Origin of the sequence: Herbidospora yilanensis (genome assembly GCF_001570565.1) — a bacterium.
In the GTDB taxonomy this organism is placed as follows: domain Bacteria; phylum Actinomycetota; class Actinomycetes; order Streptosporangiales; family Streptosporangiaceae; genus Herbidospora; species Herbidospora yilanensis.
Genome location: NZ_BBXE01000031.1, coordinates 63,913 through 83,846, shown reverse-complemented (window position 1 = coordinate 83,846; position 19,934 = coordinate 63,913). Strand labels below are relative to the sequence as shown.

Sequence of the window (19,934 nt, the reverse complement as noted above, 5' to 3'; positions counted from 1 at the left end):
TAGCCAGCACCACCACCCGGGGTAGCGGACACCCGTCGATCAAGTCGGGTGCCCGCGGGACCGACTTCCGCGCCCGTTCCCGGGAGGCTCAAGGGGAACCGATTCCCCCCGAAGGCGGCCCCCCATGTCGATGACGCATCCTCATCCCGTCCCTCCCGTGGCCTCGCCGCGCGACCCGTTCGTCGACGTGCTGCGGGTGCTGGGAATGGTGCTCGTGGTGGTGCAGCACTGGTCGATGCCGGTGCTGCTCGACCGCGGGGGCGACCTGGTCACCGGCAACGCGCTGGCGTCGGCGCCGCTCGTCACGTGGGTCAGCCAGGTCATGCCGCTGGTGTTCTTCGCCGGAGGCGCGGCCAACCATCTGAGCTGGACGTCCCGGCCGCAGAGCGCCGAGAAGTGGATCGGCGGGCGGGTGGTGCGGCTCGGCTGGCCGGTGCTGCCGCTGATCGCGGTGTGGCTGCCGCTGCCCTACCTGCTCGGCGCGCTGGGGGTCCCGGCGCAGCCGCTGGAGGTGGCCTCGCGGCTGGTCGGCCAGCTCCTCTGGTTCCTCGCCGTCTACCTGCTCGCGGTCGTCACGACGCCGCTGCTGGCGCGGGTGCGCGCGGGGGTGCTGGTCCCGGCGTTCGCCGCCGGGGCGCTCGCCGTCGACGTGCTGCGCTTCTCCGGGTTCGAGGCCGCCGGATATCTGAACGTCGTGTTCGTCTGGCTCGCCGTCCACCAGATCGGGTTCCTGTACGCCCAGGGCAGGCTCGCCCACCTGACCGGCCGCAGGGCGCTGTGGCTGGCGGTCGCCGGGTTCGGCATGACGGCGGTCATGGTGATCGCCGGTCCCTACCCGGCCAGCATGATCGGGATGCCCGGCATGCCGTCGAACATGGCCCCGCCCAGCGCCGTGATGCTCGTGGTCTTCGCCGGTCAGCTCGGCCTGGCGCTGTGGGCGCGCGAGCGGCTGAACCGGGCGCTGCCCGCGCCGGCGCTGGCCTGGCTGGCGCCCCGCATGATGACCTTCTACCTCTGGCACATGACCGCGCTCATCATCGTCGGCGGCGTCGCGTTCCTCGGCTTCGGCGCGCGGACCCCCGAGCCGTGGTCGCCGGCGTGGTGGCTGCTGCTGCCCATCTGGCTGGGCTGGTTGTCGCTGGTGCTGGCCGTGCTGACGGCGCTGCTGGCCCGGTTCGAGGCGGCGCCGCCGGCCGCCCCGACCCGCGCCAGAACCGTCGCGGCGGTCGGGTTGTCGGCGGCCGGGCTGCTCACCCTGACCGTCACCGGGTTCGCGCCGGGCACCTTCGTCCCGGCCGCCGGCAGCGCGGCGCTCGCGCTGGGGCTGGCCCTGCTGCTCAGGCGGAGAGCTGCCGCTCCGCTTCCGCGATGACACGCTGGAGGCGCAGCCCGTGGGCGGCGTCGAGCGGGTGGCCGCCGCCGTTCCTGACCGTCCGGGCGAACTGGGCGACCATCCGCTCGAAGGCGTCGTCGCCCAGCATCGCCCCGAACAGGGTGGCCGAGCCCTTGCGGCCGAACACCTCGACGCGGGCGTCGGGCAGGTCGCCGGTGGCGGCCATGGTCAGCGACGCCTCGCTGACCGCGCCGGTCTCGTGCTCCAGCAGCAGCCCGACCCAGCCGAGGGAGTTGCCGTGGGCGCGCACCCCGGCGATCGGGCCGAGCGCGGCGTCGAGCAGGTCGAGCATGTGGGGGCCGACGTCGAGGATCGCGCCGCGCTCCAGCCGCCACGGCGTCGCGAACGGGCCGCCGTGCAGCGCGCCGCCGATGTTGGCGGCGTATCCGCCGAACGGCTCGATCCCGGCGACCTTCTCCAGGAAGGCGGTGGTCGCGGTGGCGTACCGGAAGGAGAAGACCATCTGCGTCGCCACGCCGGCCTCGGCGACGGCCTCGGCCAGCCGCCGGGCCCCGTCGAGGCTGTCGGCCAGGGGCTTCTCCAGCAGCAGGGCCTTGCCGGCCTGGGCGGCCAGCACCCCGAGTTCGGCCTGCACGCCCGGGGGCACGCAGAACGCCACCGCGTCGCAGTGGTCGAAGAACTCGTCGAGCAGCTCGAAAGCGCGGGTGCCGTGTCTGGCGGCGAGCTCGCGCGCGGCCTCGGGGCGGCGGGCCCAGATGCCGGCCAGCCGGGTGTCCGGCCCGGCGGCGAGCTTCGGCGCGTGGATCATGCCGGCCCACGGCCCGGCTCCGACCAGCCCCACAGATACCGGTTCCATCGGCCAGCTCCCCTTTGTCGCGACACGTCGGCGATCAGAGACTATCGACCGGTGGCGCGCCATCATGGGGCTGGTGAACATCATCCTGCTGCGCCACGGCGAGACCGAATGGAGCAGAGCCGGTCGCCACACCGGGCGGACCGACATCCCGCTGACCCCCCGTGGCGAGGCGCAGGCCCGTGCCCTGAACACCCTGGTCGGAGACCGCGACTTCGCGCTGGTGCTGGTCAGCCCGGCCCAGCGGGCCGAGAAGACGGCCGGGCTGGCCGGGCTCACCCACTGGGAGACCGATCCCGACCTGTGGGAGTGGGACTACGGCGGCTACGAGGGCGTCACCACGGCCACCATCAGGGAGTCGATCCCCGGCTGGTACATCTGGCGCGATGGCGTCATCCCGGGCGACTCTGCCCACCCGGGTGAGAGCGTCGACCACGTCGGCGAGCGCGCCGACCGGGCGATCACCCGGGCCGTCGACGCGCTCACCGGTGCGGACAGCTCGGTGCTGCTCGTGGCGCACGGCCATTTCCTGCGGGTGCTGGCGGCCCGCTGGCTCGGCCTGCCCGCCTCCGAGGGGAGGCTGCTCCGGCTCGACACCGGCACCTACTGCTCGCTGGGATACGAGCACGGCGAACGGGTCGTGCTGAGCTGGAACTGCCCGGTCTAGGAGTTGACGGGCGCGGGCTGCGGTCCGCGCCCGGTGAGCCATTCGAGGACCTTGCGGTGTCCCCGGCGGGCGTCTTCGAAGTGTCCCCAGCGCCAGTAGCGGGGCTGGTCGCGGACCCCGGTGACCCAGGTCCGGTACGCCACCGGCCGCGGCTTGCCGTCATGGGGATCGGCCGCCGAGGCGACACCGTACGTCCTGATCACGACCCGGCCGCCGGGTGCGAAGAGCACGTCGTCGGCGACGGGATACAAGGTCATCTGGTCCAGCATGGGATCCATGCTGCCGGACCCGTGTTACACACCTGGCCCAAAGCCGTTAAGTGCGTGAACCTCGTGTTAAAAGTCGGGCTGAAACGGCGTCACGCGACCAGGCCGTCGAACTCCCCGTCCTTGACGCCCAGCACCAGCGCGCGGATCTCGTCCCGCGTGTAGATGAGCGCCGGCCCCTCCGGGAACCGGGAGTTGCGGACGGCGACCCCGCCGTCGGGCAGCTCCGCGAGCTCCACGCAGTTGCCCGTGGAGTTGCTGTGCAGGCTCTTCCGCCACTGAACCCCGGCGAGGGCGGTGGCGGGCATCCCGTTATAAGTCTGCATACACTTTCTCTCTCAGAAGATCATCGAGCAGGTCCCTGGTCCCGCCCGGCGTGGTGCTCTCCACGCAGAGCTGTTCCATGGCCGTGAGGTAGGGGTCGATGTCCTCGCGTTTGTCGAGGTACAGAGCCCCCCAGAGTTGCTCGACGTAGACCACGTCCGAAAGGTCGGACTCCGGAAACCGCAAAATGGTGAAGGCCCCGCCCTCGGCGGCGTGCATGCCGAAGCGGAACGGCATCACCTGCAGGGTGATGTTGGGCAGCCGGGCCACGTCGAGCAGATGCTCGATCTGCTCGCGCATGATCTTGGGCCCCCCGATGGGCCGGCGAAGCGCCGCCTCGTCGATGACCGCCCACAGGCGCGGGCCGCCCGCGTGGGCCAGCCGCTCCTGCCGCTGCATCCGCACATGCACGCGGCGTTCGATCTCGTCATCGGTGGCGTCGGGGAACCCGAGCCGGATGACCGCGCGGGCGTATGCCGACGTCTGGAGCAGGCCGGGCACGAACTGCACCTCGTAGGTGCGGATCACGCTGGCCGCCTCCTCCAGGCCGATGAAGGTGACGAACCAGCCCGGCAGCACTTCGCCGAACTTGTGCCACCAACCGGGCGTGTTGGCCTCCCGGACCATCTCCAGGAGTTGCCGTCGCTCCGCGTCGTCGACGACGCCGTACAGGGTGAGCAGGTCTTCGACGTCTCGTGTCTTGAATCCGACCCGGCCGAGTTCCATCCGGCTGATCTTGGATTCGGAGGCCCGGATGTGGAATCCGGCCTCTTCGCGGGTGAGGTCCCGCTCCTCGCGCAGCCTCCGGAGACTGGCGCCGAGCATGATGCGCCGGACGGTGGAGCCGGAACCTGGCGGGTCGATGGACACGAGTCATTCCTCCGGTATGTGGACTGAACTACAGTCTGTCAAAGATCGCCCCTTTCGTCCCAGGGTCGTTTTGGGTAACCGTAGCGCCTGCAACGACCATCTGCACGTGCATCCGCTGTTGCACATGCACGAGACCGTGCCCCATCATGATCTCGTGCACTCGGTCCTCGAATGGTCGGCACTCGATTGGTGGCCCCCGGTCGGTTGGTGGCCCGAACCCGCGCGCGACCTTCCGCCTGCCGTCTCCCCCTCGCAGGCCGCCACGTTCGTCCTCCCGCCCAAAGCCGATTCGGTCCACAGCGCCCGCAGCTTCGCGACCGGCACACTGACCGGCTGGGAGCTCGGCGACCTGTGCGACGGCATGGAACTGGTCGTCTCCGAACTGGCCACCAACGCCCTGCGCCACGGCCTGGAGATCGGCGGCCGGCACCGGCGCGAGGTGATCAGGCTGGCCCTCATCCGGCGCGGAGGCTTCGTCACCTGCGCGCTCACCGACCCCGGTTCGGCCACCCCGGTCATGCGCGAGGCCAACCCCTTCGAGCCCGGCGGGCTCGGGCTCCACATCGTCGAGTCGATCAGCGTGCGGTGGGGCTGGTCGCCCCTCTCCCCCCACGGCAAGGCCGTCTGGGCCGTCCTGAACTAGTGCCCCGCCCGATGCCTCGCCGGCCGAGGGGTGCTCCCGTGTAGCCCGGACTGCGCGGGGGCACCCCTTGGCCGACGATCTCCTGAGTCCGCTGGGACCTCTGTTAACGCCGGGCCAGGAATTCCCCATCGAGTATCCGGGATCGCCTTCCGATCGCGTGATCCTGTGCTGAGGTGGAGTCCAGCACTCTTCGCGGGGAGGAGGGAGAACAGGAGAATGACCTTTTCGTCGCCCAGGGTGCCGAATATCTTGATCTCACGTGCGTCTCCACCACCGCGGCTTCCCGAGGCCCTGAGAGATCTGTGATGGACGATCACCTAATCGCCTGGCTGACAACTCTCGACGAAGACCGGCTCGCGCGTCTGCTGGCCAACCGGCCGGACGCCATCGCCCCGCCCTGGCCCCGGCGGATCGATGCGCTCGCGCAGCGGCTCGGCAACACGTTCGCGGTCATGGAGGTCATGCGTGGCCTTCCGCTGCCCCCTCTGGAACTCCTGCAGGCGTGCCTGGTCATCGGCGGCCGCCCGACGGAGGACGAACTGGCCCGGTTCCTCGGCGTGTCCACCTCCGAGGTCATCCCGTGGCTCGACCGGCTCTACGACTGCGCGCTGGCCTGGCCCGGCCCCGACGGCCGCATCAACCTGGCCGAGGCGGTGGCCCGCTGGTGGACCGCGCCGTGCGGCCTGGGCGAGCCGCTGGCCCAATACCTGGAGTCGTGGGCGCTGAACGCCGAAGGGCTGCGGCGCATGTGCCGGACGCTGGGCATCCCCCCGGCGGGCGGCAAACGCCAGATGACGGCGCGGGTGACCGCGCTGCTCGGCGACCCCGACAAACTCGGCGACCTGCTCTCCTCGGCCCCCGAGGGCACCGTCGGCCTGCTCGACGACTTCGCCTGGGACGGCCCGGTCCGCAGCGTCGACGGCAACCGCTTCGTCAACCCCGGCACCCCCGAGAAGTGGGCCCAGGACCGGGGCCTGCTGTTCCGCACCCAATGGGACGTCGCCGAGATGCCCCGCGAGGTCGCCCTCGGCCTGCGCGGCCCCGAATATCACGGCCCCTTCACCCCCTATCCGCCCGACCTGGCGACCATCCCGGTCGATCGCGAGGCCGTCGACCTGGCGATGGCGCTGGCCGCGCCCCACCTGCTCGACCGCGCCACGGCGCTGCTGGAGAACACCGACAAGACCACCCTGCCGCTGCTGAAGAACGGCGGCGTGGGCGTGCGCGAGATCCGCCGCGTGGCCAAGGAGACGGGCACCCCGGAAGAGGAGACCCGGCTGCTGATCGAGGTCTGCGCGGTGGCCCGGCTGCTCGCCCTCGACGAGAAGGCGGGCGGCCTGGTGCCGACCGAGCGTTTCGACGCCTGGCGGCTCGAAGACGCCCCCCACCGGCTGCGGGTGCTGCTGGCCGCCTGGTGGCGGATGGAACGCTCGTCGCTGCGCCGCGTCGACGGCCGCTATCCGGTGGTGCTCGGCGACGACCCGGCCGGCGAGACCCTCGCCCGCATCCGCCGGGCCGTGCTCGGCGCCCTGACCGACGTCGAGCCCGGCCAGGGCTTCGCCACCCTCCAGGAGCTCGTGCAGTCGGTGCACTGGCGGGCGCCGCTGCTCGACCGCGAACTGCTCGCCGAGTCGGCGCCCGGTCTCCTGGAGGAGGCGCGGCTGCTCGGCCTGATCGCCTGCGACTCCCTCACCGACCTCGGCCGCGCGCTGGCCTCCCTGGGGGCGGTCGCCGGCGACGAGCACGACGACTCCGCCCCCGAGGTCGAACACGACCCGGCGCTGGCCGAGTGCTCCACCCGGGCGCTGGCCAGCGCGCAGCGCACCGCCCTGTTCGGGGCCGACCTGACCGCGGTGGTCACCGGCCCCCCGGCGGTCGAACTGACCTCGCTGCTCGACCGGGTCGCCACCCGCGAGGCCAAGGGCGCGGCGTCGATCTGGCGGTTCAGCCCCGCGACCGTGCGCCGCGCGCTCGACGCCGGGTCGACCGCCGACGAACTGCTCGACGAGCTCGCCCAGGTCGGCACCCTCCCCCAGCCGCTCGTCTACCTCATCAACGACGTCGCCCGCCGCCACGGCGAGGTGACCGTCACCTCGGTCGGCTGCATCGTGCAGGGCTCCGACCCGGGGCTGCTGGCCGAGATCGCCGGCCACCGCAAGCTGGCCAAACTCGGCCTGCGCCAGCTCGCCCCGACCGTGCTGGCCAGCAACGCCCCCGCCGACCGCACCCTCCGGGCGCTGCGTGAGGCCGGCTACGCCCCCGTCCCGGTGAACGACACCGGCGACATCGAGATCCGCCGCGAACCGCAGGGCGGCCGGCTGATCCTGCTGCCGGGCGGCCGGGTCGCCGAGCTCGAACCGCCGCCCCTGCTGACCGAGCCCCCGCCCGACCCCCACGAACACGCCAAGCGCCTGATCAAGAGCCGCGACGAGGGCCGCCAGAGCGGCCACACGTGGGCACTGATCGGCCGCCTGGCCAGCCGCCTGCCGACGGCCCAGCAGTCGCTCCTGGGCTTCGTCGTCGACCGCGGCGTCCGCGCGCTGATCACCCTGTCCGACGGGGTGACGGCCACCGTCAGCCACGGCGAACTCCACAGCGGCGTCCTCGACGCCTGGTGCGAGGAGGCCGGCGACTACCTGGAGTTCCCCCTCAACGAGATCGCGTCGGTAACAGCTTCTTAGTCACGGCTCCGCCCACCCCGGCCGCGCACGGCTGCGGCCGTCACGACAGAGCGGCGACCGCCTTGGCGGAAGGACGCAGCGTGGCGTCCTGACTGGGCGGTGCGCCGAACTGGCGGCGATACTCCCTGCTGAACTGCGACGGGCTGTCGTAGCCGACCCGATGCCCCACCCCGGCGATGTCGCCGGGGCTGGTGGCCAGCAGGAGCCGGGCCTCCTGGAGCCGGATCTGCTTCTGGAACTGGATCGGGCTCATCGCGGTCACCGCCTGGAAGTTGCGGTGGAACGCCGACACGCTCATCCCGGACAACCGCGCCACCTCCTCCACCCGGAACGGCTGCGCGTAGTGCTCCCGGATCCACCGCACCGCCCGCGCGACGTGGCTGAGCCCGCTGTCGGCCAGCCCGAGCTGCCGCACCGCCCCGCCCTGCGGCCCGCTCGCGACCAGCCAGAGGATCTCCTTGACGCCCAGCGGCGCGAGCACCGCCCGGTCGCGCGGCCGCTCGATGAGCCGCAGCAGCCGGACGACCGCGTCGAGCAACTCGGCGGAGACGTCGCTGACCGCCAGCCCCGACACCGCGCCGCCGGGCTCCCGGGGCACGTCGCCGGCCCCGGCCGCCAGGAGCACCTCGGCCACCGCCTCGGGCCGCAGCACCAGCCCGAACCCGAGCGCGGGCTCCTCACGGGTCGCGCCGACGAAGTGGCCGGTGACCGGCAGGTCGACGGAGGCGACGAGATACTGCCCGGCGCGGTAGTCGTAGACGCGGTCGCCGAGCGCGAGCCGCTTCTCGCCCTGTGCGATGACCGCCAGCACCGTGCCGGACATGGAGGTCTCCGGCGGATCGGACCGCTCGACCCTGGAGACGAGCACCCCGTCGATGGGGGTGGTCATGTCGGGACGGGCGTGCCGGTTCAGCAGCCCGCGCAGCTCTTCCATGCTCATCGCCCGATTACACCGCTCACGAGAGGATCAGGCAAGAGGCGGCGACCATCGTTCTACCCCTGGACTGGACGAGGCCGTGTAATTGAAGCAACGGGAACACCGCCGATGAGAAGGAATGAGCATGACCGCCACCTACGGTTTCACCGCCACCATGACCGCGCTCCCCGGCCGCGGAGACGATCTGGTCGCGCTCCTGCTGACCGGCCTCGACGCGGGTTCCCCCGCCGCGAGCGAACACTGCCTGGTCTACCTGGTCAGCCGCTCGGCCGCCGACCCCGACGTCGTGCAGGTCACGGAGGGCTGGACCACCGAGGACGACCACCACCGCCTGTTCGCCGGCGAGGCGGCCCAGGCGATGGTCGCGAGGATCGCCCCGCTGCTGGCCGGGGAGTCGGTCTACACCGACCTCACCCCGGTATGCGGCAAGGCCGCCCTCTGACCCCCACGCCCCACCCACAGAAAGGACCTGCGATGACCCCCGTCCGGCCCGCCGTCGACGCCGAACTCCGCGCCCTGTCCGCCGACCTGCCGACCATGCCCGAACTCACCCCCGAGGTGGTCGCGATGGTGCGCGGCATGCCGTCCACGCCCCTCGACACCCTGCTCGGCGGCCGGGCCGTCGAGCGGCGGGAGGTCACCGTGACCGCCGAGGACGGCGCGCAGATCCCGCTGACCGTGCTCATCCCGCCCGGGGCCGTGAACGCGCCGTGCGTCGTCTGGATCCACGGCGGCGGCATGATCATGGGCGACCGGTTCGCCAACCTCGACATCCCGCTGGAGTGGCTCGACCGGTTCGGCGCGGTCGTCGTCACCGTCGACTACCGGCTCGCCCCCGACGTCACCGGCACGACCCTCGCCGAGGACTGCTACCGGGCGCTGGCCTGGACCGCCGAGAACGCCGCCGGCCTGGGCGCCGACCCGGCGAGGATCGTCGTCGCGGGCATCAGCGCCGGCGGCGGGCTGGCCGCCGGGGTCGCCCTGATGGCCCGCGACCGGCGCGGTCCGGCGCTCGCCGCCCAGGTGCTGATCTGCCCCATGCTCGACCACCGCGACGCGACCACGTCCACCCTCCAGTTCACCGGCCCGGGGGTGTGGAGCCGCGAGATGAACACCTACGGCTGGCGGGCCGTGCTCGGCGGCCTGACCGGCGACGACGTCCCGGCCTACGTCTCCCCCGCCGTCGCCGCCGACCTGTCCGGCCTGCCGCCGGCCTACGTCGACGCCGGCTCCGCCGAGGTCTTCCGGGACGAGGACGTCGCCTACGCCACCCGCATCTGGGCCGCCGGAGGCCGCGCGGACCTGCACGTGTGGGACGGCGGCTTCCACGGCTTCGACGCCCTCTACCCCACCGCGGCCCTCTCGGCGGAGGCCCGCCGCACCCGGACCGAGTGGCTGAACCGGCTCCTCTAGTCCCGGAGAACGGCCACCGTGTCGATCTCGACGAGCGTGCCCCTACGGGGTGAGCGTCAGTTCGTCGGCCGTGGCCCTGCCGACCGCCTCCTCGGTGAAGGGCCAGGGGGTCGTCCGCCCCTCGGCCCACAGGCCGGCCTGGTCGGCGTAGTTGCCGGCGAAGGCGTGGCCCGAGGCGCCCGTCAGGTTGACCCAGGTCGAGGCGTCGAGGTCGGCCAGGTCGACGACCATGCGCATCGACGGCACCCAGTTCACCTCGTAGTTCCCCGACGCGGCGTCCCAGCCGGTGGCGTCGACGGCGTCCTTGCCGCCGGACAGGCGGTAGGGGCCCCGGTTGAACAACCACTCGATGGGGCCGATGCCGCTGGTGCCGAAGGTCTCGTTGGTGAGTTCCAGGGTGTGCAGGTCGCCCCACGTCCACGCCTTCGGGTCGTCGCCGAGCGTGCCGCGCAGTTCCTCCGAGGCCGCCGCGAGGGCCGCGCGCAGGATGTCGTCGCGCTGTTCGGCGGCGGGGGTCCTCACGTCGTCCCACCACGTGTCGGAGGGGTCGTCGAGCAGCCGCCGGACCACCTCCCACCAGCGGTCGTTGCCGCCGGGGCGCAGGTCTTCGGCGATCTCGTCGTGGAAGGTCAGCGCGAGGAGGTTGCGCCAGACGGCGTTGAAGTAGGCGGCCGGGGCGCTGTCCTTGTCCTGGGTGAAGTCCCAGCCGGCGAACAGGGCGGTGTCGGCGCCGCCGACCCTCCTCAGGTGCGGGACGAGGACGGGGGCCAGGCCGTTGTGGGAGTCCTGGTGGATCGCCGACATGACGTCTTTGGTGATCTTGCCGGTGGACACGGCCTGGGTGATGCGGTCGGCGATGCGCTGCGAGCGGTAGCCGTAGGCCCAGTCGTCGGTGAGGAAGTGGGTGTAGCCGGGGCCGACGGCCGCGTTGTTGGCGGTCGCGATGAACCCCTCGTCGGGGTTGAACGCCGTCGGGAGCTCGTCGAACGGGATGAAGCCGGTCCACTCCTGTTCGCCGGTCCAGCCCTCGGCGGGCCACTTGCCGTCGCCGCCCGATCTGACGGGGATCTTCCCGGGGGCCTGGTAGCCGATGTTGCCGGAGGTGTCGGCGTACACGAGATTCTGCGACGGGACCTCGAACTGGGCCGCGGCCTTCCGGAACTCCGCCCAGTTCCCGGCCCTGCCGAGCATGAAGATGGCGTTGCCGGTGTGGCCGGGGTCGAGGGCGGTCCAGCGCAGGGCGACCTCGACGCCCTCGGTCTTCAGCGGGGCGACCGGCGCGAAGACGTCGGAGACGATCGGGCCGTGCCGGGTGGTGCGCACGGTCAGGTCGACCGGCGTCCCGCCCGCGACCTCGATGCGCTCGGTGCGGGTCTCCAGCGGCGCCCAGGTGCCGGAGATCTCGTACGTGTTCTCGCGCACCCGCTCCAGATAGAGGTCGGCCACGTCGGGGGCGAGGTTGGTGAAGCCCCACGCGATCGTGCGGTTGTGGCCGATGACGACGCCCGGCAGGCCGGAGAAGGTGAAGCCGGAGACGTCGTAGGGGCACGCGGGCGACAGGGTGCGGCAGTGCAGGCCGGCCTGGTACCAGATCGAGGGCATCCTCGGCCCGAGGTGCGGGTCGTTGGCCAGCAGCGGCTCGCCGGTGTCGGTGTGCTCGCCGGACACCACCCACGAGTTGGAGCCGATGCCCTTGGGGTCGCTCCCGCCGCCCAGCAGCGAGGGCACGGCGTTCAGCGTGGCCGAGACGCGCCGGAGGGCGTCGGCCGCCGCGGTCGCCGTCGTCGCCCGGTCGCCCGAGGTGAACGCGCCGTCGCGGACGCCGCCGGTGGTGACGATGGGCTGGTGCCGGTCGTAGGGGTAGGGCGGGAACAACTCCTCGACCCGCTCCCTCGGGATCGTCGCGGCGTCGACGGCGCGCTCGATCTCGTCGTCCATGTTCGACCGCAGGTCCCAGGCCATCGCCTTCAGCCACGCCAGGGAGTCGGCCGGCGTCCACGGCTCGGGTTCGTAGTCGGCGTTGGTGAGCTTCAGGACCGCGTATTCGAGGCTTCTGGCCGTGGGGCCCTCGTTGTCCTTCATCCAGGCGTTCACCCCGGCGGCGTAGGCGTCGAGACCCGCCTTCGCCTCCGGGGTGAGGAGGTTGATCTCCTGCTCGGCCACCCGGCGCCAGCCGAGCGTCCGGACCACCTTGTCGATCTCCAGGGTGGAGTCGCCGAACAGCTCCGACAACCGCCCGGCCGTGGTCTTGCGCCGGAAGTCCATCTCCCAGAACCGGTCCTGGGCGTGGACGTAGCCCTGCGCCCGGAACAGGTCGGCGGCGGTGTCGGCGTAGATCTGCGGCACGCCGAACCCGTCGCGGCGCACGGTGACCGCCTTGGTGAGCCCCGGCAGCCGCAGCTCACCGTCGGTCTGCGGGAACGACGCGCGGACCACCCAGACGATCCCGCCGACCGCGACGAGCACGAGTACGAGAAGCGTCGTGAGGATCCGCAACGACCAGCGGAGCGGCCACGAGAACCTCTTGTACGGAGCGAATCTCACCATTCCCGGACCTTCCCGCTCATGTGCGCATCACAGTATGCGGGTCCGGAAGGGTGTTCTGGTACCTAGCCGGTGATCACGACTTCGGAGAAGTCGACCTGGAACCCCTTGCCGACGGGAGCGGCCGCCATCGCCCCGGCGAGGGCGGGCACACCCGGCGGGAAGTAGGCCAGCCGGAGCAGCGTGACGGGCTCGCCGCCGTCGGCGCCCCAGTTGATGTGCACGGCGTCGCCCTCGCGGATGAGCTCGAAGGTGACCGAGGTGGTGCCCTCGGGGGCACTCATCACCGACCAGTCGGAGAAGTCGCGGGTGACGACGGCGCTGATCTGGAGGGCGCCGTCGACGAACTCCACCCCTGCCTTGATCCAGTTGCTCTCGTCGGCGCGCAGGATGACCCCGGCCTGGTCGTACTGCTCGGCGTAGTCGGCCGTGAAGGTGACCCGCACCTTGGCGTCGCCCTCGACGGTGCGCCCGTACATCGGCGCGGTGTCGTAGGTGTAGCCGTAGTGCGTCTGCCGCCACAGGTCGGTCTCGCCGGGGACGGAGAAGGTCAGGGTGTCTCCGTCGGCGGCCCAGCTCGCGGGCTCATTGATCCACGTCATACACGGTATATACGCTATTTTGCGGCTTCCCGGGCTCGCCGGGCGTCCCTTCGTTCCTCGAATCGCTTCGCGGTGACCTCAAGGTTGTCGAGGAACTCGGCGAGCTCCTGCCGGGCCTTCTCGCCCTCGGGGTCGAGGCCCTCCTTCTCGAAGACCTTCCACTGCCGCAGGACCGGCATCAGCACCTCGTCCTTGTGCGAGCGCAGGTCGTAGATGCCGGCGTGGGCGATCTGCATGGACATGCGGGCGAACCCGGCCATGCCGGCGCCCGGCATCTGGAAGCTCTTCACCACGTCGGTGATGGCGCGCATCGTCTGGTTGGGGTCGAGGTCGAGGGCCGCGCCGAGGAGATTGCGGTAGAAGAGCATGTGCAGGTTCTCGTCGGCCGCGACGCGGGCCAGGATGCGCTCACACGTCTCGTCGCCCGACGCCCTGCCGGTGTTGCGGTGGGCGATGCGGGTCGCCAGCTCCTGGAAGGAGACGTAGGCGAGCTGGCCGAGCATGGTGCCGTATTCGGTCTGGAACCCGGCCTCCATGTGCGCCATGCGGGCCCGCTCCAGCGCCTTGGGGTCGAGGGCGCGCGAGGCGATGAGGTAGTCGCGGATGACGATCGAGTGGCGGCCCTCCTCGGCCGTCCAGCGCCCGACCCAGGTGCCCCACGCGCCGTCGCGCCCGAAGGTCGTGGCGATCTCGTGGTGGTAGCTCGGCAGGTTGTCTTCGGTCAGCAGGTTGACCAGCAGCGAGGTGCGCGCGATCTCGGGGATCGTGGAGTCTTCCGGCCGCCACGCGGTGCCGCCCAGGATGCCGTCGAAGGTCCGCGCGTCGTCCCAGGGGACGTACTCGTGCGGGAACCATTCCTTGGCCACCCCCAGGTGCCGGTTGAGATTCTCCTCGACGACGGGTTCCAGCTCGATGAGGAATTCCGTCTGCGTCAGTGCGCGCGCCATCTCAGCTCCCCACATACTTACGTTTTCGTAACCTACGCTACCGTAGCTTTATGCGGAAAGGCTGGACCCCGCGCACAAGCCGACGCCACAGTTCTTGTAGATACCGATGCTTGCCGAGGTAATGTGCGGCTCATGCCCAAAGGTGCACGCGTCTGGATCGGTCTGTCGGTCGGCCTCCAGCTGATCTGGAGCCTGCCGCTGGCGGTCTTCATGTACGTCCTGTGGACGAACGGCGGAGCCCGGGCCAACCTGACCATGTCCGTCGTCTTCGGCACGGTCTCGCTCGCCGTGGTCGTGGCGCTGGCTCTGACGATCGCGGCGTGGCGCCGCACCGACGCCCGCGAACGCGCGCTGCGCGAGACCGGCCTGCGCGCCGAGGCCGTCGTGACCGACGTGGTCCCGACCGGGGTGCGGGTCAACAACCAGCTCATGTACCGGCTGATCGGGCACGTGCCCGACGTGCCCGGCATGGAGCTGCGGCAGTCGACCATGTGGCCGGTCCCGCCGGGCACCCGCCTGACCGTCGCCTACAACCCCGACCGCCCGGGGAGGCCGCTCGTCCTCGACGACCTCAGGTCGCTGGCCCACCGCATGCGCGTCGGCCCGGTGCCGCCCCTGGCGACGGGCGCCGACGCGGTCATCCAGCGGCTCACCCAACTCGACCTGCTGCGGCAGTCGGGCGCCATCTCCGGCGAGGAGTTCGACCGGCTGAAGTCCGATGTCATGGACGGCCGCTAGGTTCCCCCGTCACGGTCCTGTCCGGCCGGCACCACGACCGTGCCGGTCGCCGTGGTGACCACGAGGGGCGGGTCGAGCACCTCGCTCGCCGACGGCGACAGGTCCGGCCGGGCGCGGCAGACCACCCGCGCCTCGAAGGCCAGCGTCCTGCTGCGGTTGCCCACCCGGGTCACCTCCGCCGTCACCTCGATCACGTCGCCCGCGACGACCGGGGCCCGGAACCGCACCTCCTGGTAGGAGGCGAACAGCCCCTCGTCGCCGTCCATCCGGATGCAGACCTCGGTCGCGACGTCGCCGAACAGGCCCAGCACGTAGGCGCCGTCGACCAGCGAGCCGCCGTAGTGGGCGTGGGAGGCCGGCACGTAACGCCGGTGGGTGACCTTCATTCGCGCACCAGCGCGTGGACGAGGTAGCTCGCCACCTCGCCCGGTGTGGTGCCCCTGCCGAAGATGCGGTCGACGCCCAGGTCCGACGGGGTCACCGTGTCGAAGCGGGGGCCGCCCACGATCAGCAGGGGGCGGCCGAGGCCGCCCGTCAGGGAGGTCGGGTAGGCCTCGGTGAAGGCGGCGGCCATCTGCTTGGTGTTGTGGATGTGGGCGCTCTTCTGGGTCACCACCTGGGAGACCAGCACCGCGTCGGCGTTCACGGCCTTCGCCCGCGCCACGAGGTCGCCGACGGCCACCTGCGCGCCCAGGTTGTGGACCTCGATCTCCCGGTAGTACTCCAGGCCCTTCTCCCCCGCGAACCCCTTCACGTTGAGGATCGCGTCGATGCCGACCGTGTGGGCGTCGGTGCCGATGCAGGCGCCGACCACGACCAGCCGCCGGCCGAGACGGGCCTTGATCGCACCGTTGACCTGGGCCGGGGTCAGCAGCTCGAACTCCCGGCCCTCGGGGACCTCGATGCCCGCGTAGTCGATCAGGTGGGTCGCCTTCCCGTACACGATGAAGAAGGTGAAGTCGGGGCCCATCGCCTTGCTGTGCACCACGCTCGCCGGGTCGAGGCCCATCTTCCCGGCCAGCCGCAGCGCGGCCAGCTCGGCCCGGGGGCCGTGCGGCACCGGCAGGGTGAAGCTGACCTGGATCATCGCGTCGCCCGTCGTGTCGCCGTACGGGCGGATGATCTGTTTCATCGTCTCGACGGTCATGGGGCCGCCTCCAGGATCTCGGTCGCGGGGTTCACGTAGTCGCCGGCCTTCTCCACGACGCCGTCGAGGCCCCTGCCGCCGTCGGCGGGCCGTCTGGTCACCCCGAAGACGCCGTCGGCGATGGCGTCGAGCAGGCCGTCGTCGGCGACCCGGTGCAGCAGGTCGACGGTCTCCGACAACACCCGCGCGGCGCGCTCGCGGATGAAGGGGCCGGGGGTGAAGTCCTCCGACAGGTCCCCGGCCGCCCGGCGGACGTACCGGACGTTCTCCAGCGCGAGGTCGCGGTCGGAGAGCCAGGGGGTGTGGATGCCCTCGGTCATCATGCCGATCAGGATGATCGACTGGCCGGTCATCACCCCGGCCAGGTTGAAGAACGCGTCGAGCAGGTAGCCGGCGAAGATGTTGCCGGTCATGTGCTTGGTCGGCGGCATGTACTTGAGCGGCGCGTCCGGGAAGAGCTCCCGCACGAGCTGCGCGTGCGCCAACTCCAGGCGGAACGAGTCGGGGATCTGGGGGTTGATCTCGAACGCGTGGCCGAGGCCGAGCTGCCCGTCGGCGAGGCCGGCCTCGTGGCCGAAGCGCTCGTTCAGCAGTTGCGAGGCGACGACGGTGTGCGCGGCGTCGATCGCGTCGGCCGTGGTCAGGTAGTTGTCCTCGCCGGTGTTGATGACGATCCCCGCGCGGGCGTGGATCTGGCGGGAGAAGCGCTGGTCGACGAAGGTGCGGCGGGGGTTGATGTCGCGGAAGATGATGCCGTACATGCAGTCGTTCAGCATCATGTCGAGCCGTTCGAGCCCGGCCAGCGTGGCGATCTCGGGCATGCACAGGCCGCTGGCGTAGTTCGTCAGCCTCACGTAGCGGCCCAGTTCCGCCGACACCTCGTCGAGGGCGGCCCGCATGAGGCGGAAGTTCTCCTGGGTGGCGTACGTCCCGGCGTACCCCTGGCGGGTCGCGCCCTCGGGCACGTAGTCGAGCAGCGACTGCCCGGTCGAGCGGATGACCGCGATGACGTCGGCGCCCTCGCGGGCGGCGGCCTGGGCCTGCGGGATGTCCTCGTGGATGTCGCCGGTCGCGACGATGAGGTAGATCCAGGGTTTGTCCGGGTCGCCGTGCCGGGCGAGCAGCCGGTCGCGGTCGGCGCGGTTGCGGTCGATCCGGGCTACGCCCGCGCCGACCGCCTCGCGGGCCCGCGCCAGGGCCCGGTCCCGCTCGGCCCCCGTCGGCAGGCCGAATCTCATGGAGCGCCAGTTCCCGGCCGCGAAGAACGGCAGCGCGACACCGTGTTCCAGCCCCACCTGGTCGCGTACGGCGTCCACGATCCGGTTGACCCACGGGATCCCGTCGGCGTCGGCGCCGGTGACGCCCGCCAGCCGGAGCACGGCCCGTTCGACCGAGACCGTCGTGTGGGTCCTGGCCATCTCGATGACCGGCTCGGCGGCGCGGGCGGCCAGGTCGCGGGCCCTGCGCACCACGGCGGGGTCGAGGCCGAGCTTCATCGCAGCCGCTCCTCGAACGCGGCCCGCACACCCGGTTCCTCGCGCAGGAGCCTCAGCGCCAGTTCCGCGTGACCGGGGGCGTAGCCGTTGCCGATCAGCATCGTGACGTCGGCGCCGAGCCCCTCCGCGCCGAGCGCGGCGGCGGAGAAGGAGGTCGCCATCGAGAAGAAGACCACGGTCCCGCCGTCGCGGGTGGCGAGGATGGCGGCGTGCTCGCAACCGGGCACGTCCACGCAGACGATGGTGACGTCGGCCCTCAGGTCCGACAGCGCCACGGCGTCCCGGGCGTCGGCGACCAGCACCTCGTCGGCGAGCCCCTTGACCGTCGCGGCCTCCCGCTCGTTCACCACCACCCCGATGGTCCGGCCCCCGGCCCGGCGGGCGGCGGCCAGCGAGAGCGACCCGCTCTTCCCCGCCGCACCCAGGACCGCCACCACCGGATCGTGATGGTTCCGGACAACACGTTCTGCCTGGGCAGGCTCGGCAGCGCGCCCTGCCCGATATTTCTGGACAACGCGCTCGGTCAGCGCGGGGGCGCCGCAGACGTCCATGACCGCCAGCGCCAGCGGGACCGGCAGGTCGCCGGGCAGTTGCGCCGCGACCGACCGTTCGAAGAGGATCGCGTGCCCGTCGCACGGGATCTGCTCCGACAGGCCGTCCCAGGTCGTCGAGGTGAGCACCAGCGGGGTCAGGGTGAGGGAGACGAGCGTGGCCACCCGCGTCCCGGCCGGGAAGGCCGGGCCCTCCTCGACCACGCCGACCAGCATGCCGCCCGACCCGGTGACCGGGTTGTGCATCTTGCCGCGGGTACGGATGATCTCCAGCACCTCGCCGCGCACCGCCGCGCCGTCGCCGTGGTGTTTCCCGTGCAGTTGGCGGTACGACGCCGCGTCGAGGTTCAGCCGTTCGACCCGGAGCCGGGTCTCCCCCGGCCACAGGCCCGGCGAGGCGTCGAGCCGCAGGGCCGCCTGAGGGAGCGCGCCCGGTGGCGACAACACCCGGTGCAGCCCGATCGGAGAGGCCGTCGGCAATGGTCCCACCACCCTTCCCTGAGTCTCGACTCAGGAAAGCATCTTGTCCCGCCCCGGAACAAGGGGGCAATATCCGGATATGTCCAGCACCCTCATCACCGTCGCCCCGACCGGCGCCGAATCGGCCAAGGCCGACGTGCCCGCCCTGCCGGTGACCCTCGGCGAACTGGTCGCCACGGCCAGGGCCTGCGAGGCGGCGGGGGCGGCGGTGGTCCACGTCCACATCCGGGACGCCGCGGCGCGACCCACGCTCGACCTCGGGCTGCTCAGGGAGACGGTCGCCGCGCTGCGGGAGACCGACCTGGTCGTCCAGCTCTCCACCGGCGGGTCGGTGCACGACCCGTACACCGACCGGCTCAAGGTGCTGGACGCCGCCCCCGACGCCTGCTCCCTCACCTGCGGCACCGTGAACTTCGGCGACGACGTCTTCATGAACCCGTGGGGGTTCGTGGCCGAGCTCTACCAGGAGACCCAGGCCCGGGGCATCGTGCCGGAGTTCGAGCTGTTCGACCTCGGCCACGTCGCCACCATGAACCGGCTGCTCGACCGCCACGGCCCGCCCGCCGGCGGGCGGGTGCACTGCGACCTGGTCATGGGCGTGCCCGGCGGGTTCGCCGGCGACCTGCGCACGGTCGCCGCGGCGGTCGGCCGGCTCCCGGCGGAGGCCACCTGGTCGGCGACCGGGATCGGCCGCGCCTCGCTCCCCGTCATGTTCGCCGCCCTCGCCGGCGGCGGCCACCTGCGGGTCGGCATGGAGGACACCCTCACCTACGCCAAGGGCCGCCCGGTGCGCGGCAACGAGGAACTCGTCGCCCGCGCGGCCGAGGCGGCCCGGCTGGCCCAGCGGCCCCCGATGACCACGACCGAGGCGCGCGCCTTCCTGGGGATCAGACCCGCTCCGGCTCCCGGTCGGACGGCGCGGCCAGTTCCGTGACGGTACGCCGCGTCCGCATCAGCAGGTAGGCCGCGCCACCGGCCCCGGTCAGCGCCATCAGCAGCGCCACCACGCCGAGCAGGCTCCAGTCGCCCCTGACCCCGATCATGTCGATGTCGCTGGCGCACACCTCGGGCCGGGTCGGGTTCTCCAGGTAGACGCACGCCGTCGCGGCGACGGCGTCGGACGGCCGGCCGCCCTCGGCCCGGCCGCTCAGCCGGAACGTGCTGGTCCCGGTCGGCAGCAGCGCCTCCCAGCCGGCGTAGTTCGCCGACAGGGTCGCACCCTCGGCCCGCAGGTGGGTCAGGCCCGGCGGGAACGCGATCCGCACGTCGGCCTGGACCGGCCGGGGCTCCCGGTTGACCACCTGGACCGCGTATTCCACCCGGCCCGAGAGCTCGGTCACGCCGTTCTCGATGGTGATGGAGACCCCGCCGGAGAGCAATGCGGTGAGGGCGAGCGGAACGAGCATGATTCCTCCCGGCGA

Annotated in this window: 21 protein-coding genes; 8 read left to right on the top strand and 13 right to left on the bottom strand. The window is 71.9% G+C overall.

Going from position 1 to position 19,934, the window contains the following annotated elements:
• Window positions 1-157: 157 nt before the first annotated feature.
• On the top strand, window positions 158-1,372 hold the full coding sequence (locus AW273_RS24915) for an acyltransferase family protein (RefSeq protein ID WP_232327580.1): 1,215 nt from the start codon (window positions 158-160) through the stop codon (window positions 1,370-1,372).
• Here the strand turns inward: AW273_RS24915 and AW273_RS24910 are convergent.
• The gene (locus AW273_RS24910) at window positions 1,338-2,210 is read right to left on the bottom strand and encodes a Gfo/Idh/MocA family protein (RefSeq protein WP_062352685.1); all 873 of its coding nucleotides are present in this window, start codon (window positions 2,208-2,210) and stop codon (window positions 1,338-1,340) included. The genes AW273_RS24915 and AW273_RS24910 overlap by 35 nt on opposite strands.
• Before the next feature lie 70 nt (window positions 2,211-2,280).
• Between AW273_RS24910 and AW273_RS24905 the strand changes: the two genes are divergently transcribed.
• Window positions 2,281-2,874: a histidine phosphatase family protein gene (locus AW273_RS24905; RefSeq protein ID WP_062352898.1), complete on the top strand. Its 594-nt coding sequence runs from the start codon at window positions 2,281-2,283 to the stop codon at window positions 2,872-2,874.
• On the opposite strand, the gene AW273_RS24900 is transcribed toward AW273_RS24905, so the two are convergent.
• From AW273_RS24900 to AW273_RS24890, 3 genes are all read right to left on the bottom strand, one after another.
• On the bottom strand, window positions 2,871-3,131 hold the full coding sequence (locus AW273_RS24900) for a hypothetical protein (protein WP_231515285.1): 261 nt from the start codon (window positions 3,129-3,131) through the stop codon (window positions 2,871-2,873). The two genes, AW273_RS24905 and AW273_RS24900, sit on opposite strands and share 4 nt — an antisense overlap.
• A 101-nt stretch (window positions 3,132-3,232) precedes the next feature.
• On the bottom strand, window positions 3,233-3,466 hold the full coding sequence (locus AW273_RS24895; protein ID WP_030450615.1) for a DUF397 domain-containing protein: 234 nt from the start codon (window positions 3,464-3,466) through the stop codon (window positions 3,233-3,235).
• On the bottom strand, window positions 3,453-4,334 hold the full coding sequence (locus AW273_RS24890; RefSeq protein ID WP_083950020.1) for a Sco1979 family transcriptional regulator: 882 nt from the start codon (window positions 4,332-4,334) through the stop codon (window positions 3,453-3,455). Before AW273_RS24890 ends, AW273_RS24895 begins: the two co-directional genes overlap by 14 nt.
• A gap of 106 nt (window positions 4,335-4,440) precedes the next feature.
• Here AW273_RS24890 and AW273_RS24885 point away from each other — a divergent pair, with 106 nt between their 5' ends.
• Window positions 4,441-4,977 carry an ATP-binding protein gene (locus AW273_RS24885; protein WP_232327579.1) on the top strand — a complete coding sequence of 179 codons (537 nt, stop codon included), beginning with the start codon at window positions 4,441-4,443 and terminating at the stop codon, window positions 4,975-4,977.
• 305 nt (window positions 4,978-5,282) lie between these two features.
• Window positions 5,283-7,658 (top strand): helicase-associated domain-containing protein, encoded by a 2,376-nt coding sequence (locus AW273_RS24880; protein WP_062352682.1) that lies wholly within the window; start codon window positions 5,283-5,285, stop codon window positions 7,656-7,658.
• A 40-nt stretch (window positions 7,659-7,698) separates the two neighbouring features.
• On the opposite strand, the gene AW273_RS24875 is transcribed toward AW273_RS24880, so the two are convergent.
• A complete protein-coding gene (locus AW273_RS24875; protein ID WP_062352679.1) occupies window positions 7,699-8,598 on the bottom strand; it encodes an AraC family transcriptional regulator in 900 nt (299 codons plus the stop codon).
• Window positions 8,599-8,719: 121 nt separating this feature from the next.
• On the opposite strand from AW273_RS24875, the gene AW273_RS24870 reads away from it, so the two are divergent.
• Together AW273_RS24870 and AW273_RS24865 are read left to right on the top strand one after the other, a co-directional pair.
• Window positions 8,720-9,037 (top strand): putative quinol monooxygenase, encoded by a 318-nt coding sequence (locus AW273_RS24870; protein ID WP_062352889.1) that lies wholly within the window; start codon window positions 8,720-8,722, stop codon window positions 9,035-9,037.
• 32 nt (window positions 9,038-9,069) lie between these two features.
• Window positions 9,070-10,008, top strand: coding sequence for an alpha/beta hydrolase (locus tag AW273_RS24865; protein WP_062352676.1), 939 nt, complete (start codon window positions 9,070-9,072; stop codon window positions 10,006-10,008).
• 42 nt (window positions 10,009-10,050) lie between these two features.
• Here AW273_RS24865 and AW273_RS24860 read toward each other — a convergent pair whose 3' ends face one another.
• From AW273_RS24860 to AW273_RS24850, 3 genes are all read right to left on the bottom strand, one after another.
• Window positions 10,051-12,555 (bottom strand): penicillin acylase family protein, encoded by a 2,505-nt coding sequence (locus tag AW273_RS24860; protein WP_062352673.1) that lies wholly within the window; start codon window positions 12,553-12,555, stop codon window positions 10,051-10,053.
• A 62-nt stretch (window positions 12,556-12,617) separates the two neighbouring features.
• On the bottom strand, window positions 12,618-13,154 hold the full coding sequence (locus tag AW273_RS24855; protein ID WP_062352670.1) for a DUF1349 domain-containing protein: 537 nt from the start codon (window positions 13,152-13,154) through the stop codon (window positions 12,618-12,620).
• 14 nt (window positions 13,155-13,168) lie between these two features.
• A complete protein-coding gene (locus AW273_RS24850; protein WP_062352665.1) occupies window positions 13,169-14,101 on the bottom strand; it encodes an acyl-ACP desaturase in 933 nt (310 codons plus the stop codon).
• Window positions 14,102-14,233: 132 nt separating this feature from the next.
• Between AW273_RS24850 and AW273_RS24845 the strand changes: the two genes are divergently transcribed.
• Entirely contained in the window at window positions 14,234-14,839 is a 606-nt protein-coding gene (locus tag AW273_RS24845; protein ID WP_157556114.1) for an SHOCT domain-containing protein, read from the top strand.
• Here the strand turns inward: AW273_RS24845 and kal are convergent.
• The 4 genes from kal to kdd are packed head-to-tail and all read right to left on the bottom strand — an operon-like array spanning window position 14,836 to window position 18,522.
• Window positions 14,836-15,225: a 3-aminobutyryl-CoA ammonia lyase gene (gene kal, locus AW273_RS24840; protein ID WP_062352660.1), complete on the bottom strand. Its 390-nt coding sequence runs from the start codon at window positions 15,223-15,225 to the stop codon at window positions 14,836-14,838. The genes AW273_RS24845 and kal overlap by 4 nt on opposite strands.
• Entirely contained in the window at window positions 15,222-15,971 is a 750-nt protein-coding gene (gene kamE / locus AW273_RS24835; RefSeq protein ID WP_232327578.1) for a lysine 5,6-aminomutase subunit beta, read from the bottom strand. The genes kal and kamE overlap by 4 nt, the downstream gene beginning before the upstream one ends.
• An 11-nt stretch (window positions 15,972-15,982) precedes the next feature.
• Window positions 15,983-17,482, bottom strand: a complete 1,500-nt coding sequence (gene kamD / locus AW273_RS24830; RefSeq protein WP_062352654.1) for a lysine 5,6-aminomutase subunit alpha — start codon at window positions 17,480-17,482, stop codon at window positions 15,983-15,985.
• On the bottom strand, window positions 17,479-18,522 hold the full coding sequence (gene kdd, locus AW273_RS24825; RefSeq protein ID WP_232327577.1) for an L-erythro-3,5-diaminohexanoate dehydrogenase: 1,044 nt from the start codon (window positions 18,520-18,522) through the stop codon (window positions 17,479-17,481). The genes kamD and kdd overlap by 4 nt, the downstream gene beginning before the upstream one ends.
• A 70-nt stretch (window positions 18,523-18,592) precedes the next feature.
• Here kdd and AW273_RS24820 point away from each other — a divergent pair, with 70 nt between their 5' ends.
• Window positions 18,593-19,447, top strand: a complete 855-nt coding sequence (locus AW273_RS24820) for a beta-keto acid cleavage family enzyme (protein WP_062352651.1) — start codon at window positions 18,593-18,595, stop codon at window positions 19,445-19,447.
• On the opposite strand, the gene AW273_RS24815 is transcribed toward AW273_RS24820, so the two are convergent.
• Entirely contained in the window at window positions 19,401-19,919 is a 519-nt protein-coding gene (locus AW273_RS24815) for a hypothetical protein (protein WP_062352648.1), read from the bottom strand. The genes AW273_RS24820 and AW273_RS24815 overlap by 47 nt on opposite strands.
• Window positions 19,920-19,934: the final 15 nt, after the last annotated feature.

Excerpts from the sequence above, each read along its gene's own strand:
- AW273_RS24870 (WP_062352889.1), top strand. The coding sequence starts at position 8,720 with ATGACCGCCACCTACGGTTTCACCGCCACCATGACCGCGCTCCCCGGC.
- kal (WP_062352660.1), bottom strand. The coding sequence starts at position 15,225 with ATGAAGGTCACCCACCGGCGTTACGTGCCGGCCTCCCACGCCCACTAC.
- AW273_RS24860 (WP_062352673.1), bottom strand. The coding sequence starts at position 12,555 with ATGGTGAGATTCGCTCCGTACAAGAGGTTCTCGTGGCCGCTCCGCTGG.
- kamD (WP_062352654.1), bottom strand. The coding sequence starts at position 17,482 with ATGAAGCTCGGCCTCGACCCCGCCGTGGTGCGCAGGGCCCGCGACCTG.
- AW273_RS24845 (WP_157556114.1), top strand. The coding sequence starts at position 14,234 with ATGCCCAAAGGTGCACGCGTCTGGATCGGTCTGTCGGTCGGCCTCCAG.
- AW273_RS24850 (WP_062352665.1), bottom strand. The coding sequence starts at position 14,101 with ATGGCGCGCGCACTGACGCAGACGGAATTCCTCATCGAGCTGGAACCC.
- AW273_RS24910 (WP_062352685.1), bottom strand. The coding sequence starts at position 2,210 with ATGGAACCGGTATCTGTGGGGCTGGTCGGAGCCGGGCCGTGGGCCGGC.
- kamE (WP_232327578.1), bottom strand. The coding sequence starts at position 15,971 with ATGAAACAGATCATCCGCCCGTACGGCGACACGACGGGCGACGCGATG.
- AW273_RS24865 (WP_062352676.1), top strand. The coding sequence starts at position 9,070 with ATGACCCCCGTCCGGCCCGCCGTCGACGCCGAACTCCGCGCCCTGTCC.
- AW273_RS24815 (WP_062352648.1), bottom strand. The coding sequence starts at position 19,919 with ATGCTCGTTCCGCTCGCCCTCACCGCATTGCTCTCCGGCGGGGTCTCC.
- AW273_RS24900 (WP_231515285.1), bottom strand. The coding sequence starts at position 3,131 with ATGACCTTGTATCCCGTCGCCGACGACGTGCTCTTCGCACCCGGCGGC.
- AW273_RS24855 (WP_062352670.1), bottom strand. The coding sequence starts at position 13,154 with ATGACGTGGATCAATGAGCCCGCGAGCTGGGCCGCCGACGGAGACACC.
- AW273_RS24875 (WP_062352679.1), bottom strand. The coding sequence starts at position 8,598 with ATGAGCATGGAAGAGCTGCGCGGGCTGCTGAACCGGCACGCCCGTCCC.
- AW273_RS24895 (WP_030450615.1), bottom strand. The coding sequence starts at position 3,466 with ATGCAGACTTATAACGGGATGCCCGCCACCGCCCTCGCCGGGGTTCAG.
- AW273_RS24820 (WP_062352651.1), top strand. The coding sequence starts at position 18,593 with ATGTCCAGCACCCTCATCACCGTCGCCCCGACCGGCGCCGAATCGGCC.
- AW273_RS24880 (WP_062352682.1), top strand. The coding sequence starts at position 5,283 with ATGGACGATCACCTAATCGCCTGGCTGACAACTCTCGACGAAGACCGG.